10 protein-coding genes are annotated in these 15704 nt (G+C 70.8%); 5 read left to right on the top strand and 5 right to left on the bottom strand.

Annotated elements, in window-relative coordinates:
• The first annotated feature begins 142 nt into the window (after positions 1 to 142).
• Together tyrS and TA3x_RS24310 are read left to right on the top strand one after the other, a co-directional pair.
• Positions 143 to 1369 (top strand): tyrosine--tRNA ligase, encoded by a 1227-nt coding sequence (gene tyrS / locus TA3x_RS24315; RefSeq protein ID WP_435017264.1) that lies wholly within the window; start codon positions 143 to 145, stop codon positions 1367 to 1369.
• Positions 1370 to 1403: 34 nt separating this feature from the next.
• Positions 1404 to 2480, top strand: a complete 1077-nt coding sequence (locus TA3x_RS24310; RefSeq protein WP_435017263.1) for a Gfo/Idh/MocA family protein — start codon at positions 1404 to 1406, stop codon at positions 2478 to 2480.
• A gap of 129 nt (positions 2481 to 2609) precedes the next feature.
• On the opposite strand, the gene TA3x_RS24305 is transcribed toward TA3x_RS24310, so the two are convergent.
• The 3 genes from TA3x_RS24305 to TA3x_RS24295 all read right to left on the bottom strand — a co-directional run bounded on the left by TA3x_RS24305 (position 2610) and on the right by TA3x_RS24295 (position 5805).
• Positions 2610 to 3005, bottom strand: coding sequence for a hypothetical protein (locus TA3x_RS24305; protein WP_435017262.1), 396 nt, complete (start codon positions 3003 to 3005; stop codon positions 2610 to 2612).
• A 118-nt stretch (positions 3006 to 3123) separates the two neighbouring features.
• Positions 3124 to 3864 carry a hypothetical protein gene (locus TA3x_RS24300; RefSeq protein ID WP_435017261.1) on the bottom strand — a complete coding sequence of 247 codons (741 nt, stop codon included), beginning with the start codon at positions 3862 to 3864 and terminating at the stop codon, positions 3124 to 3126.
• Positions 3865 to 4029: 165 nt separating this feature from the next.
• Positions 4030 to 5805, bottom strand: coding sequence for a hypothetical protein (locus tag TA3x_RS24295; protein WP_435017260.1), 1776 nt, complete (start codon positions 5803 to 5805; stop codon positions 4030 to 4032).
• 360 nt (positions 5806 to 6165) lie between these two features.
• On the opposite strand from TA3x_RS24295, the gene TA3x_RS24290 reads away from it, so the two are divergent.
• A complete protein-coding gene (locus TA3x_RS24290) occupies positions 6166 to 9993 on the top strand; it encodes a protein kinase domain-containing protein (protein ID WP_435017259.1) in 3828 nt (1275 codons plus the stop codon).
• A 337-nt stretch (positions 9994 to 10330) separates the two neighbouring features.
• Here TA3x_RS24290 and TA3x_RS24285 read toward each other — a convergent pair whose 3' ends face one another.
• Together TA3x_RS24285 and TA3x_RS24280 are read right to left on the bottom strand one after the other, a co-directional pair.
• The gene (locus TA3x_RS24285) at positions 10331 to 11512 is read right to left on the bottom strand and encodes a metallophosphoesterase (RefSeq protein ID WP_435017258.1); all 1182 of its coding nucleotides are present in this window, start codon (positions 11510 to 11512) and stop codon (positions 10331 to 10333) included.
• Positions 11493 to 13238 carry a response regulator gene (locus tag TA3x_RS24280; RefSeq protein ID WP_435017257.1) on the bottom strand — a complete coding sequence of 582 codons (1746 nt, stop codon included), beginning with the start codon at positions 13236 to 13238 and terminating at the stop codon, positions 11493 to 11495. Before TA3x_RS24280 ends, TA3x_RS24285 begins: the two co-directional genes overlap by 20 nt.
• A gap of 208 nt (positions 13239 to 13446) precedes the next feature.
• Between TA3x_RS24280 and TA3x_RS24275 the strand changes: the two genes are divergently transcribed.
• Both TA3x_RS24275 and TA3x_RS24270 read left to right on the top strand, forming a co-directional pair.
• Positions 13447 to 14019, top strand: a complete 573-nt coding sequence (locus TA3x_RS24275; RefSeq protein ID WP_435017256.1) for a hydrolase — start codon at positions 13447 to 13449, stop codon at positions 14017 to 14019.
• 161 nt (positions 14020 to 14180) lie between these two features.
• Positions 14181 to 15338 (top strand): pyridoxal-phosphate-dependent aminotransferase family protein, encoded by a 1158-nt coding sequence (locus TA3x_RS24270; RefSeq protein WP_435022426.1) that lies wholly within the window; start codon positions 14181 to 14183, stop codon positions 15336 to 15338.
• Positions 15339 to 15704: the final 366 nt, after the last annotated feature.

Genomic DNA, 15704 nt, shown 5'->3' with positions numbered 1-15704 from the left:
GCGAAGCCCGGCGGCCCCGGGCGATCCACCAACTTAACGCGCGGGGGCACGCCGCGGCCACCTTGCCCCGGGCCCTGCCCCTGGCCTAGAATCGTGATCCTTTTCCCTCGAATCATGGCCCGACCGGCCAGGGAGCCCTGCGTTGAGCCTTGATGCTGCCGCCCAGCTCGAAATCCTCCGGCGGGGGGTCGATGCGATCACGCCCGAGAAGGAATTCGTCGAGAAGCTCGAAAAGTCGGTCGCGACCGGCGTCCCACTCCGGGTCAAGTACGGCATCGATCCCACCGGGATCGACGTCCACCTCGGCCACACCGTCCCGCTCCGGAAACTCCGCCAGTTCCAGGACCTGGGCCACACGGCGGTCGTCATCATCGGCAACTACACGGCGATGGTCGGCGACCCCTCGGGCCGCGACGAGGCCCGGGCCAAGGCCCTGTCCGCCGAGGACGTGGCCAACAACGCCCGCGACTACCTCACGCAGGTCGGCAAGCTGATCGACCTGGAGAAAGCCGAGGTCCACCACAACGGCGACTGGTTCGCCAAATGGTCGTTCCTGGACGTCCTGGCGTTGACCCGCCACCTGACCCTGGGTCAGATCTCGGCCCGCGAGGACTTCGCCAACCGGATCGCCTCGGCCAAGCCGGTCTTCCTCCACGAGTGCCTCTATCCCCTGATGCAGGGGTGGGACTCGGTCGAGATCCGCGCCGACGTCGAACTGGGCGGGACCGAGCAGCTCTTCAGCCTCCTGCTGGCCCGCGACCTCCAGGCGACCCGCGACCTCCGGCCCCAGACGGCGATCACGATGCCGATCCTGGTGGGCACCGACGGTAGCAAGAAGATGGGCAAGAGCCTATCCAACTACATCGGCGTGGCCGAGACGCCCGAGAACATGTTCGGCAAGGTGATGAGCCTGCCCGACGGCCCGATGCGGATGTACTTCACCCTCCTGACCGAAACACCGCTGGCCGAGGTCGACGCCCTGCTGGCCCCGGGGGTGAATCCCCGCGACGCCAAGGAAGTGCTCGGCAAGGCGATCGTGGCCCAGTACCACGGGCAGGCCGCCGCCGACGCCGCCGCCGACGCCTTCCGCCGCCGGTCGCTGAAGCTCGACCCGGACGTGATCCCCGAGACGACCCTGAGGATCGACGGCGCCTGGCCGACGGCCCCGGTGCCGCTGCCCCGCCTGCTGGTGGCCCTCGGCCTGGAAAAGAGCACGTCTGACGCCCGCCGCGTGATCGCGCAGGGCGGGGTCAAGATCGGCCCCGACCGGGCCGTCATCACCGATGCCAAGGCGGAGATCGACGCGGCCGACGGGCTGATCGTCCGGGTCGGCAAGCTCAAGATCGTCCGGATCCGCCGGGGCGACTGATCCTCGAACCCTTTCATCTCCGCGAGATCTTCTCATGGCCAAGCCCCACGGTTTCGGGATCATCGGCTGCGGCATGATCGCCGAATATCACACCCGCGCCATCGGCGAGATCGAGGGGGCGCGGGTCGTGGCCGCGTTCAGCCGGTCGGAGGCCAACGGTGCCAAGATCGCCGCCTTGGCAGGCGGCGACGTGCCGATCTACGACGACCTCGATGCGATGCTGGCCCGGCCCGACATCGACGTGGTCTGCGTCTGCACCCCGAGCGGGGCCCACCTCGACCCCGCCGTCCGGGCCGCGAAGGCGGGCAAGCACGTCGTGGTGGAGAAGCCGCTGGAGATCACCGTCCCCCGCTGCGACGCCATCATCGAGGCGTGCGACGCGGCCGGCGTCCGCCTCTGTGCCATCTTCCCCTCTCGGTTCTCGGCCGCGAATATCGCCCTGAAAGAGGCGATCGACTCGGGGCGGTTCGGCCGCCTCACGCTGGGCGACACCTACGTCAAGTGGTGGCGGACCCAGGAGTATTACGACTCCGGCGGGTGGCGCGGCACCTGGGATCTCGACGGCGGAGGCGCCCTGATGAACCAGGCGATCCACAACGTCGACCTGATCCAGTGGCTGATGGGCGAGGTCGAGTCGGTCCAGGCCATGACCGCCACCCTGGCCCACGAGCGGATCGAGGTCGAGGACGTGGCCGTCGCCGCCCTCCGGTTTCGCAACGGGGCCCTGGGCGTGATCGAGGCCACGACCGCCGCATCGCCCGGCCTCCTGAAGCGGACCGAGATCCACGGCAGCCAGGGCTCGGCACGCGTCGAGCAGGACGACGTCACCCTCTGGACCTTCGCGTCCGAACTTCCCGGCGACGCGGACCTGCTGGCCCCCAAGGGGCAGGTCTCCGGCGGGGCGGGCGACCCCCGGGCCATCAGCCACGCCGGCCATCGCGACCAGCTGGCCGACTTCCTCCGGGCCATCGACGAAAACAAGCCCGCCCAGGTCGACGGCCGCGAGGGCCGCAAGGCGGTCGAGATCATCCGGGCCATCTACCGATCCGCCCGCACCGGCGCGGCGGTCTCGCTTCCCCTGGCCGACGACGTCCCGCTCGGCCCGCCGTGATACCGCGCAGCGTCTCGTCCCGTCATCGCCGGCGAGCGATGGCGGGAAGGCCGGTCGGTCAGGATGGGAATGGGAGATGCCCCCGGGCCCTGGCGGGCTCGGGAGCGGGCCATTCAATGCCCCGGACGGTCAGTTGGCCGAAGCCGGGGGACAGACGCCCTGGGCGCCGCGGAGGGCGGCGAGCACTTCCAGGGTCGGCTCCAGGTAGGACGCCATCGTGGGCTGGGCGGCGGCCCAGTCCGAGGCGTGGTCGCGGACGACGAACACGACGCGGCCCTCGCGGACCTCGCGGCTCACGATCCCGCGGTCGACCAGGAACAGGATCAACGCGGCGCGGCGGGCCAGGGGGGCCTTGGACCAGTAGGCGGAGCGGGACAGGTCGTTTTCCAGGTGAAGGCCAGCATATCGGGTCGCGTCGGCAACCAGGGCTTCCCGATGCTCATCGTTGCGGTGCAGGCGATAGGTGGAAAGGCGGCCGGTCCATTGGCGAGACAGTTGGCGAACGGACGAAGATGAGGCGGACACGAGGTTGGGGGCCCTTCAGGATGAGTCGCCCCGCGTGGGAATCACGCAGGGCCGATGTCCATCCATCATACGCGGGCGGACAAGCTCGTGACGGGAAATTCCGCCCGATCGATCCGATTCAACTTTGATGCAACGGGGCGTTCGCCGGGACCCGTCGGGTCGGCTCGCGTCGGTGCCGATTGTCGCGGGTCAGGGCCCCGTCCAGCCTCCGGTCGAGGGCCTCGACGGCGTTGTCCAGGACGCTCCGGACCGTGTCCAGGTGCCGCGGCCGGATGGCATAGGGGTCGCGAGGGAGGCCCGTCCGGGGGAACATCAACGCATCGGGCCGGAGCCCCGACCCCGGCGGGATCTGGTGGGGCTGGAGCGGCTCGAAATCGGCATCGGGGCGGGACTGGACGTAATAAGCCCGCCGGGCCGACGCCTCTCCGGGATGGGACCACGTCGCCCGCAACGCCAGCAATTCGGCGAACTGCGGCCAGGGGGGCGTGTCGTGGTCGCACGCTTTGGGCGCCCCGAGGATCCCGGGCAGCAGCTTCGAGACGTCGGCCAGGGGCAGGGGCCGCATCGGGTCGGCGACCACCGCCGCCAGATCGGCCCGGCCCAGTTCGGCCGCCGCTTGGTGGATCAACGCCTCGGCCGACGCGACGTAGAGCAGGAGCGAGGCCCGCGCGAACCGGCTCGCCGCCGACTCGGATTGCTTCAGGGCCAGGCGGCTCTGCTTGTGGAATTCGAGCGCATCCTGATACAGGCAATGGAACGGGCTGACCTCGGTCACGATGATCGCGCCCGGGGAGGGGGCCGGGGCCGCCCCCCGATCCGCCATCAGGGCCGATTCGCCCCCCGCGCGGGGATTGGGCACGCTCCCGCGATCACCATCCCGCATGACGCCTCCAGGACCGGGGACGCATCGACGAACCTCATTAGGTGCACGCAAGGGGGCGGGCCGGGCGGCGCCTCGCCGCCCGGCCCGGCATGTTGAATCTATCACACGGATGAGGCGGGCCGGTAGGCCGGCCCCGGCCGCTCACGGATTGGTGGCCGTCGGGGGCGGTCCCGACCGGTCGGCCGGCGCCGGGGGGGGCGTGGGGATCGGGTCGGCGAACGGGTCGGCCCAGACCAGTTCCCGGGCCCGGATCAGGTTGCCGACATGCTGCGGCGTGGGGTCCGGGCGGGTGTAGAAATCGATCGCGCCGGCGACGTCGCCCCGGGCCTCGCAGAGGCGGGCCAGGTTCGATTGGGCCGACCACCTGAGCATGTAGAACGCATTCCGGCCCGGCCCGGGCTCGGGGATCAGGTCGAGCGCCTTGCGGTAGATCTCCTCCGCCTTGTCCGGGTATCCCGAGTCGAGCTGGCATTCCGCCAGGAAGCAGGTCGCGTAGACGTCCAGGCCCTGCTGGACCTCGGGGGGGATCGGCGTCTGCTCCTTGTTGTTCATGACCGGGTTGTCGGCGAACCGGAGCGTGGCCAGCCGCTGGAGGGCGTCCGGCAGGTCGCCGCGGAGCTGGGCGGTCCGGGCGAGCATGAGCGGCAACTTGGGATCGAAGAATCGGAGCGAGATCAAAGTCGACTGGACGAACTCGGCGTCGCTGAACAGCAAGGTCTCCACCTTGATCGGGAGCTCCCAGAGGGTCGTGCCGCCGAACCGGGGCCCCAGCGCCTCGCGGAATTTCACCGCCTGCTCGGCCGGGTCGCGGAAGAGGATCGTCTTGTACTCGCCCCGGAGCTGGCCCTGGAGCAGGCGCATCCGGGGGGCCATGTAGGCCAGGCTGGAATCCACCAGGACGCCGATCTTGGTCGGGCTCGCCGTCAGGTCGGCGCGGCTGGCCCGATAGGTGTAGTGCTGGTCCGGGAGGCTCAGCCGGTCCAGCACGTCGGGGATCTCGATCGCCTGGTTCAGGGTCGCCACGCCCGTCCCGTCCGGGCCGGGGATCGGCATCCCCAGGGCCGCGTCGAACAGGTAGAGTTCCTTGCCGATGGCCGCGGCGCAGGCCCAGGCGACCGGCGGCTGCGCCGGCGCGGCCTGGTCGGCCACCGGCCCCGATGCCCGACGGGGGGAGTAGGTCAGGATGCCGACATCCACGCCGATCTGGCGGCACAGGGCCATGAACAGCCAGCCCCGTTCGGACCAGCGGCCGCCCTGCTCGACGCCCATGCCCCGGAACAGGGCGTCGGCCGGGCGGACCTCCGCCTGCGGGATGCCGTCGCCCGAGAGCGAGTTGGGGGGGACGAGCTGGACCTGGCGGAGCACCCAGTCGAAGATGCGACGGACCCGCGTCAGCTCATCCCCCTCGCCGGCCACCCGGGTGGCGACGACGTGGTAGAACATGCAGTCCTCGATGTGGCGGGCGTCGCGGTCGGTGAACTTCTTCGAGATGATCTGGTCGACCACCGGTTGCGGGTCGCGGAACAACTCCGGAAGCTTCAATTCCAGGAACCGCGCCTCTCCGGCCGAGACGGCATAGTCGGAAGCGATGGTCCCCTGTTCGAACAACTCGTTGAGGCTGTCCGTGGCGATCCGGATCTGGCCGCCGGCCGGGTTGATCGCCGCCGACTTCATCAGCGTGATGACACGATTGAGGATGGCGTCGCGGCGCTTCTTCTCCTGGTCGGATAACTCGCCCAGGGCCGCCGACGGGTCGAAGGCCGGCGCGGCGGGGGCGGCCTGGCGGCCCTGGGTGGGGAGCGGGCCGCGGACCTGATCGGGCCTGAACACCGGGGCGGGCCCCGACCCATAATCACACCCGGCGATGAATGAGACGAGGCCGAGGATGCCGTACAAGGCGGGGGATCGCCGATTCAACGGAGTCGTCTCCTGGGCAATGCGACGGATGGTCGGGGGGCGATGAATCGAGGGCGAACGCCTCGCTCGATGATAACTCCGACAGTCCCCCTATTGTGAGGCCCGAAACCACCCGCGCCGAGGCCCCACGCGGATTTTCCCGACATTACGATGGTCGGAGGAAGATGGTTCGCGCGGCGATTGACAGGGACGAATGTCGCGATCTAGGATGAAAGGCGGACTCGACGCGAAATCCCGTCGCCCTTTCAACCTCGCGTCTCCGCCCGCGGTCGGGCCGCTTCGGCCCGCTCGTCCGGTCGTGGAACAACGGACTGTCGCCACAAGGGGCTCCTCGGGCCCCACCCGAGAGAGAACGCCCCGATGCCGGATTTCGACCCGACGCCCCGATCCGGGCCGCTCGGAGCCCAGGGCTCGGGGCGCCTGCCCGGCCCGAACGCTCCCGGGCCCCCGCGAGGGGACGGCGACGATCCACCGACGGTCCGTTCGGGGTCGGCCCACGGCTCAAAACTCTCCAGGCCGGGGCCGAAGCCGGCCGCTCTGCCCCTGCCGGAGCCGGGCGAGCGGATCGACGATTTCGCCCTGGAGGAGTCGATCGGGGCCGGCGGCATGGGGGCCGTCTACCGCGCCGCAGACATCAAGCTCGACCGATACGTCGCGCTCAAGATCCTCCCCCCCGACCAGGCGGTCGACCCCGAGGTCGTCCAGCGGTACTACCAGGAGGGGCGGGCGGCGGCCCGGCTCGACCACGAGAACATCGCCCGGGTCTACACGATCGGATACGATGGCCGGTATCACTTCATCGCCTTCGAGTATATCGAGGGGACGACGATCCGCCAGGTCGTGGAGGGCCGTGGCCCGTTCACGACCGAGGGGGCGATCAACCTGACGCTCCAGATCGCCGGGGCGCTGGTCCATGCTTCCTCGCGAGGGGTGGTCCACCGGGACATCAAGCCATCCAACATCATCGTCACGCCCCAGGGGCGGGCGAAGCTGGTGGACATGGGCCTGGCGCGGCGATTCGAGCGCGACGACGAGACCGGCCTGACCCAGTCGGGAATGACCCTCGGGACGTTCGACTACATCAGCCCCGAGCAGGCCCGCGACCCGCGCGACGTGGATATCCGCAGCGACCTCTACTCGCTGGGATGCACCCTGTTCCACATGCTGTCCGGGCAGCCGCCGTTCCCGGAAGGGACGGTCACGCAGAAGCTGCTGAACCACCAGAAGGATGCTCCGCCCGACATCCAGCTGCTCAACCCCTCCGTCCCGGATGGGCTGGCGAGCATCCTGGTCAAGCTGATGGCCAAGGATCGCGACCGCCGCTACCAGACGCCCGAGCAACTGGCCCGCGACCTCCTGGCGCTGGCCGGATCGCTCGGCCTCCGCCCCAGCAGCCCGGAGGGGATCACCTGGTCGCCCCCGGCCCCGACCCCGGCCTGGCAGCGGCACGTGCCCGGCGGGGTGGTGGTCGTCGCCTTCGCGATGATCCTCGGGGCCCTCGCGTGGTGGGGGGACGGCACGGGTCCCACGATGCCGGTCATCGAGACGGTGTCCCCGCCCGTGCCGCGCCCGATTCCCGTGGTCGCCACCCAGAAGGTCCCCGCACGCGAGGCCGAGCCCCCCCGCGACATCGCGGTCCGGCCCGGCGACGACCTGCTCCGGGTCCTGGCCGAGGCCCCCCGCCGCGCCACGATCCTGCTGGTCGAGGATGGCCCCTACGAGCTGAGGCCGGGGCCGGGCCGGAAGCTGCCGGGCATCGATGTATCGATCAAGGCCGACGCGGGCGTCCGGCCGGTCGTCCGCCTGGCCGCCGATGGGATGGTCGCCCTCGCTGGGGCTGCGTCACCCGCCCTGATCGAGGTGGCCAACGGCAAACTGGCGGTCGACGGCGTCACCTTCGTGGTCGAGAACGAGGACCTGGCTGCGATCCGGGCCGAGGAGACCGACCTGACGGTCCGCCGCTGCTCGTTCCTCCGCCCCTCGGCCTCTGCCAACCCCCGGGGGCGGCCTGCCGCGATCCAGGCCCGTGGCGGCGCCAAGTCGGGCACATCCGGCGAGAGGGTGCCGACGATCCTCGCCGATGCCTGCTTCTTCGCCGGGGGGCAGGCGTCGATCCTGGCGATGGGCCCGGTCGACCTCAACGTCCGCGATTGCGAGCTGGGGCCGGCGCCGTCGTCGCTGGCGAACTTCTGGTGCGACAACCCCGACCCCGGGGGGGCCGGCTCGGTCGCGGTCGACCTGAGGATGCTCCACGTCAGCGTGCTGGCTGGGGCCGGGCCGGTGTTCCGGTTCTCGGGCACCTCGCCGCGCGTCCGGCTCCTGAACTCGGTGGTGGGACCTCCGGGCGCTTCGCCCGCGACCCTGGTCACGATCGACAACCCGGAACGTCTGGACTGGTGGGGCCAGGATAACGTCTACGCGCGGGTCGGCTCCTACCTCCAGCCCGCTATCGTCGGGGCCGACCGCCTGCCGATCCGATCGTTCGCGGGATGGGCCGACGACCCGGAGGTGTTCCGCGAAGCGGGATCACTCCCCGCGGATCTCCACCCCTGGGACGACCCGGACCCGATGGCCACCCTGGCGGGGGGGCCGGCCGATCCCGCCCGCGCCTTCCGCCTGGCCCTGCCGCGCGAGGCCCCCCACCGCGCCGGGGCACGCCAGGGGCCCGCCGGCCCGCTCCCTGCCCCGACGGTCATGGCGGTCGCGGCCCTGCCGGCGGCCAGGAGCGACCGCGGCGGCGACGAGGTAATCGCCGAGCCGCCACCCCCAGTCCCCTCACCGTCCTCCCCTCCTCCCCCCCGGACCTTCCCCCAGGAGCCCGAGGAGGAGGAGGTCCCGATGCCCATCCCCATGCCGATCCCGATGCCGGCCCCCAATGGGAGCCGCACCGCCCCGGCGGGCCGGCCCGCGGAGATCGTCGAGGGGGAGGCCCGGCCGGATCTGGCCCCGGCGCCGGTCGCCCCGCCCGCCGCCCCTCCGGGGCCGGGCCCCCTGAACCCCCTGACCTGGCCGGTCGAGCCGGCCGGGAACGGTGGCGGCAGCGGCGGGCCGAACGCCGTCCTGCGGACCCCCGTCCAGTTCATGGATGCCCTGACGCGATCGACGACGGGCACCCGGACCTTGATCATCGCCTCCGACGCCGACTGGTCCTTGCCCGCGATCCGCTTCCCGGCGAATACCTCCTGGGTGATCCGCGCCGAGGCCGGCCCGACGAGGCCCCAGATCCGTTTCCGCCCCGATCCGGCTTACATCACCGGGGCCTGGGACTGGCCGGCATTCGCGACGATCGTGTCGGGCGCCGTGCAGTGGGAGGGGATCGATATCCTCCTGGCAGCCGGCGATGCCCCGTTGCCGGGTCGCTGGGCCGCGTTCGACCTGCGATCGGGCGGGGCGAAGCTCGAACTCGTCTCGTGCACCGTGACCATCGAGGGGACGAGGGCACGATCGGCCGTGATCGCCGCCTCGTCCGGCGACGACCCGCCGGCCGTCGGGGTCCCGGCCCCATTCGCGGTCGTCCCCGCCGGGTCGATCCCGGCCCGGGTGCGTATCAAGGAATGCCTGCTCCGGTCCGGGCAAGACCTCGTCGACATCGCGGCGGGGTGTCCTCTGGAACTCAAGATCGAAGATGCGGCTGTCTTCACCGGCGGTTCGCTGATCCACGGGCATGGCCTCCCCGATGGGCGGACGACCGGCCTGATCCGCCTGGAGATGAGCCGGACCACGTCGCGCGCCGGAGGCGGGACAATCTTCCTGGAATCGAAGCCCGGCGACCCCGAGTTGCCGATCGTCGATGTCGACGCCCGCGACTCGATCCTGACGACGGGCGACCCCAGCCTGCCCCTGATCCGCGTGATCGGGCAGGAGGATTTGGACCAGCTCGCCGACCTGATCCGCTGGCAGGCTCGGGGGGTCGCTTATCACCGCGTGTCGGTTTACCGTCGGGATGATGCAAGCCGGCCCGACGGGATGCCTCGGCTGCTCAACCGGGCTTCATGGAGCCAGTCGGTCGGCCGCGCCGAGGAAGCCGCGATCCACGGCGACCTGAAATTCGTCAACGATGCGTCCACCAACCGCGCGGCCTGGACCATGAGCCGGGATGACCTTCGCCTCGATCCCAGCAGCCCCGCATTCGCCGCAGGTCCTGACCTCCGCCACATCCCCGACCCGCTCGACTCCCGCGAGATGTGACCCTCGACGGGTCGTGCCCAGCCCGTCGCCATGCCCGAGGAGGGCCAGCGATGCCGACTTGCAGGCGACGCCGTCCAATCGCGCGAGGTTTGATCGCGGATCGCGTTGCGTCCGGGTGGCTGGGGTTCGCGGCCCGATGCCGGCCCGACCGGCCCTGTCGATCGAGGCGATTGAGAGTCGTGGCTGTGGCCTGATGAGCGAACGTCCGGGGTCGGCCGACGCCGAGTTTGCGGCCACCCGGGATGCAACGGGAGATTCCGGGCTCCGGGCTCGACGGCCTGAGCCGGCCGAAACGCCGGTTTGTGCGGCCGCCGCGCCGGGCCGGGCGGGGGTTGGCTCAGGCCTGGCGGGCCAGGCTGGCGGCCGGTTTCAGGTGAGAGGCTGGGGCGGGAGCGGCACGGAGGGTGAATCGGGTGATCTCGGGCGTGCAGCCATAGCGGATCGGGTGCTTGCCGCCGATCCCCTGGCTGACGTAGAGGGTCGAGCGGCCCTGGCGGAAGAACCCCCGGTCGAAGTGCCGGCAGTAGCGGCTGGGCATCAGGAGGGGCCCGAAGCCGGGGATGCGGACCTGGCCGCCGTGGTTGTGGCCGGCCAGGACCAGGTCCACCCCGCCGGACGCGGCCGCCGGGAACTGGTCGGGCGAGTGGCTCAAAAGGAGCCGGAAATCGGCCTCGGGCAGATTCTGGAAATCGATCCGGGTCCCCCAGGGGGCCGAGGTTCCGCCGATGATCAAGGACGCCCCATCGATTTCAATCCGCTCCCATCGCCCTTCCAGGTCGGTGAAGCCGGCCTTGCGGAGGCATCGCCGGGCCCGGCCGGGCCGGAGCAGGTGGTCGTGGTTGCCGAGGATCGAGAATTGCCCGAGCCGTCCCCGCAGCCGCCCCATCACCGGCTCGGTCCACACGTAGGTCTCCGGGTCATCGAGCAGGTCGCCGGTGAAGGCGATGAGGTCGGCGTCCCACCGCGCGGCCTCGTCGGCGACGGCCTCGAAGAACTCGCGGCGATAGCATCGGGCGAAGTGGAGATCGGTCAGGTGGACAATGGCCAGCCCGTCGAATGCGCGGGGCAGGCCGGGCAGGGTCAGGTCGCACTCGAGCTTGCGGAGCCGGAGCGCGTGGTTGCCGGGCAGGCGGAGTAGCCAGTTGTGGTGCCCGTCGCCGATCGCATCCACGGCCCCCGGGCCGGAGCCCAGGTCGAGGTCCTCGCCCCGCACGGCGATGCCGGCCGGGGGCCGGCGCAGGGCGCGGATCGCCGTCACCAGCGGGAGGACGCCCAGGGTCATCACCAGGCAGGCGATCGCATAGACCCGGCCGGGCAGGGGCCAGGCCGTCCACGGGCCGCCGAAGAGCAGGCCCGCCAGGCCGCCCAGCAGGAGGGCGAGCCAGATCAGGTTGATCACGTTGAGCCGACGCTCGGGCATCGACGTGGCGTGGACCACGTTCAGGACCACCACGAACAGGGCGACGTGGCCCACGGCCAGGGCGATCAGGGCCGGCCAGCTATCGAGCGGGAGCGTCATGCGGAGGGGACTCCGGGGGGACGGCCGGCGCGGGGGTGGGGGGCGCCGTGGGCGGTCGGAGGGCGAGCTCGATCACTTCCTGGAGCCGTTCCGCCCGGAATGGTTTGTACAGCACGTTCTGGACGCCGGCCTGGCGGGCCTTGACGATCGAGTGGGTCGGATCGTAGCCGAAGCCGGTCATGAGGATGATCGGCACGCCGGGCTGGACCTCGCGGAGCCCGCACATGGTCTGGTAGCCGTCCATGTCGGGCAGGCGGATGTCGATCATGGCCGCGTCGTAGGGCGTCTGCCGGGCCAGGGCGATCGCCTCGTGGGCGTCGCGGGCGGTCTCGACGGTCGCCCCCTCGCGGCCCAGGAGTTGGTGGGCCGCCTTGCGGATCGCCTCGTCGGCGTCGGCCACCAGGATCACCTGGCCGGACAGGCGAGGCGGGGCCGCCGCGCCGCTCCGCTTCGGCTCCGGGGCGAGCGACGAGCCGACCTTCTGGATCAGGCCGCGGATCTCGCGGGCCCGGAACAGGAGGTGCTTGAGCCGGGCGACGATCTCCTCGTCGTGGCCGACGTAGCGGTCCAGCGCCGTGGTGGCGTCGTTGAGGATGTCGTCCAGGGGGATCGCCACCTCGCGGCTGATCGCCTCCACGGAGGCGGAGGCGGTGCTCTCCTTCTCGGCCTGGAGCAGTTCCAGCGTGTTGAGGGCCGAGGCGACGTTGCGGGCGTAGATCTCCAGGAACCGCCTGTCCCGGTCGTCGAAGGCGTTGGGCTCGTTGTTCTCGACGTTCAGGGTGCCGATCACCGTGCCGTGGTAGTTGAGCGGGACGGTCAACGAGCTGCGGGCGCCGGCCGCCCCTTCCAGGTAAAGGGGGTCGTTGGTGGTGTCCGGGCAGAGGTAGCTCTGCCCGGTCGCCGCGACGAACCCGGTCACGCCGTTGCCATGGACGCGGGCGAACAGCTCGCGATTGGCAGCGGTCGGGGTCATCCCCTCGGTGAGCAGAGGGACCAGGCGGCCGGTCACGCGATCCAGGAGGCGGATCTCGATGAAGTCCAGGCTGAGCAGGTCCTTCATATGGCGGCCGATGTTGTACTTCAACAGGTCGGTCCGCTCCTCCACCCCCATCTCGGCGAGTTCCTCGGGGGTGAGGTCGGCCAGCTCGTCGCCGGCCTTGTGGATGGCGGTGATCTTCTGCTGCTGGAGGGTCTCGTCGGTGATGTCGCGGGTCAGGGCGATCAGGTGGGTGAGCCGGCCCGAGTTGTCGAACACGGGCGTGGATGTCACGCGGAGGTAGCGATTGGCGTCGATCCGCAGCTCCGTGCCGACCGGCTCCCGCGCGGCGACCGAGGTGGCGAACGGGCAGGATTCGGGACCGAGGATCTCCGGAGAGCCCAGGGCCCGGTAGAACTTGGCGCCGATCAGGTCGACATCGGGGTCGACCAGCCGGGTGAATTCGGGGTTGGTCCAGATGATCTGGAGGTCGGGGTCGACGACCGCCACGCCGTCGGCGATCGCATCGAGGATCTCGTCGGCCTGGATCAGCACGCCCGCCCAGCGGACCAGCGAGAGCTGTGCGGTATCGACGTAGACCCCGGCAAATTCCTGCTCGCGCAGGAGCACCAGCGCGCGGGACATGGTCCGCGCCCCGATCACGTCGAACCCGTCGGCCAGGCGGGACCGGATCGCGGCGGATTCCGGCGTGTCGCGCTCGATGACCAGGAGGCGAGGCTTGTCGGCCAAGAGAGACGGCCCCCGTCCGATATCCGACTCGCCCGTGCGGCGAAGGGGCCGGCCCCGGGACATCCCCGGCCGGCCGGCTGTGGAGCCGCGAGTATACCGCTTTTCATGCCCGGCTTCCAACGGCAAGCCGCGACTTGACGAGTGCCGGCGTCGCATCCTAGCATCAGGCGGCCGGATGAGGCTCCCAAACCCGTCGGAGTCCGACTCCATGCCGATGCCCGAACGATTCGCCGCCCGCGACGGCGCCCTGCTCGTCGTCGACGTCCAGGAACGCCTGATCCCCGCGATCCTCGATCGCGACCGCCTGGTGGCCAACGCCATCCGGCTGGCCCTCGCCGCCCGGATGCTCGACGTCCCCTCGTTCGCCACCGAGCAATATCCCCAGGGCCTCGGCCCCACCGTGCCCGAACTGGCCGGCCTGTTCGCCGAGCGTCCGGCCAAGCTCACGTTTCACGCCTGCGGCGCCCCGGGCCTGGTGGACCACCTGGGCGGGGCGGGCATCCGACACGTCACGGTGACCGGCATCGAGTCCCACATCTGCGTCGCGCAGACGGCCGTGGAACTGCTCCGGCTCGGCTATCGGGTCCAGGTCCCCGTCGACGCCGTGGGCTCGCGATTCCGCCTCGACCACGACGTCGCCCTCCGCCGCCTGGAGCGGGCCGGCGCGGTCCTGACCACCACCGAGGCCGCCCTGTTCGAGTGGGCCGAGACGGCCGCCCATCCCCTGTTCAAGCGGATCGCCGCCCTGGTCAAGGATCGGCCCCCCGACACGCCGGCCTAGCCGGGGGGCATTGATCGCCGGGGCGGATTGCCCTACCTTGGGGCCTTGATCTCGCGCGTCGAGCGTGTCCCGCCCTGTAGCCCCGGAGTGCCGTCGTGGCCGCCACCAAATCCCTCCCGATCGACGTCCCCGCCCCGCTCAATCCCCCGGCCCGGGTGCTGATGGGGCCGGGGCCGAGCGACGTCCACCCGCGGGTCCTGGCCGCGCTGGGCATGCCCCTGCTGGGGCACCTGGACGCCGCGTTCGTGGCGCTGATGGACGAGACCCAGAACCTGCTCCGGCACGTCTTCCGGACCGAGAACCGGCTCACCATGGCCGTCTCCGGCACCGGGTCGGCCGGCATGGAGGCCGTGGTCGTCAACCTGATCGAGCCCGGCGACCCGATGCTGGTCTGCGTCAACGGGGTGTTCGGGGGCCGGATGGTCGACGTGGCCGAGCGGGCCGGCGCCAAGGTCTCGACGATCGAGCGTCCCTACGGCGAGGTGTTCGACCCCGAGGAGGTCCGCGCCGCGCTCCGCCAGCACAAGCCCAAGGTGGTCGGGATCGTCCAGGCGGAGACCTCGACGGGAGCCTGGCAGCCGATCGAGGAGATCAGCAAGGTCGCGCACGAGGAAGGGGCGATGATCGCCGTCGACGCCGTGACCTCTCTGGGCGGGGTGCCGGTCGAGGTCGATGCCTGGGGGATCGACGCCATCTACTCGGGCACCCAGAAGTGCCTGAGCTGCCCCCCCGGCCTGGCCCCGGTCTCGTTCAGCCCGAGGGCCGCCGAGGTGATCGGCAGCCGCAAGACCAAGGTCCAAAGCTGGTACCTGGACATGCAGATGATCCAGCGCTACTGGGGCAGCGACCGGTTCTACCACCACACCGCCCCGATCAGCATGAACTACGCCCTCCGCGAGGCGTTGGCCCTGATCGTCGAGGAGGGGCTGGAGGCCCGCCACGCCCGCCACCTTAAGAACCACCGCGCCCTGAAGGCCGGCCTCACCGCGATGGGCCTGTCCTACCTGACCGACGAGGCCCACATCCTCCCGCAGCTCAACTGCGTCCGCATCCCCGACGGGATCGACGACGTGGCGGTGCGGAAGCGGCTGGTCTCCGAATGGGGCATCGAAATCGGCGGCGGCCTCGGGCCATTCAAGGGCCAGGCCTGGCGGATCGGCCTGATGGGCCAGAACGCCCGCCCGTTCAACGTGACGCTGGTCCTGGCCGCCCTGGAGACCTGCCTCCGCGACCTCGGCCATCGCCTCGAACCCGGCGCCGGGCTCGCCGCCGCCGCCGAGGTCTATGGGCAGGTCGCCGAGACCGCCGTGGCCAGCTGAACCCGAGCATTCCCCGGTCGAGCGAACCCGACGGGCCTGGATCCTGTCCGATCCGGCGAGGGCTGTGCGCCCGGGGAGACGGACCATGACACCCATCAAATTGCCGAGCTGGGAGGGCATGCGATGCCCTGCGGGTTGGAGGCCACGCATGGCCATCCCGCAGGGGTCGCGACCCACCATGCGAGGCTCGGATGAGACGCTGGCACGAGGACTTCCCGCGGACCCAGCGGGAGTGGAAGAGACATTACCTGCGGCACGTTGCGATTAACCTTGCCTTCGGCTGGAGCCCGGACGCCATTGATTGCCCGTGCGAGCTGCAAAAAGGCCGGTTTCGTAAGATGGATGCGTTTGACTGCGGGCAGGCTC

This window comes from Tundrisphaera macrotermitis, assembly GCF_051175315.1.
In the GTDB taxonomy this organism is placed as follows: Bacteria; Planctomycetota; Planctomycetia; order Isosphaerales; family Isosphaeraceae; genus Tundrisphaera.
Note: the sequence above shows the minus strand (reverse complement) of the source record. Positions and strands in the feature narration are given on the sequence as shown.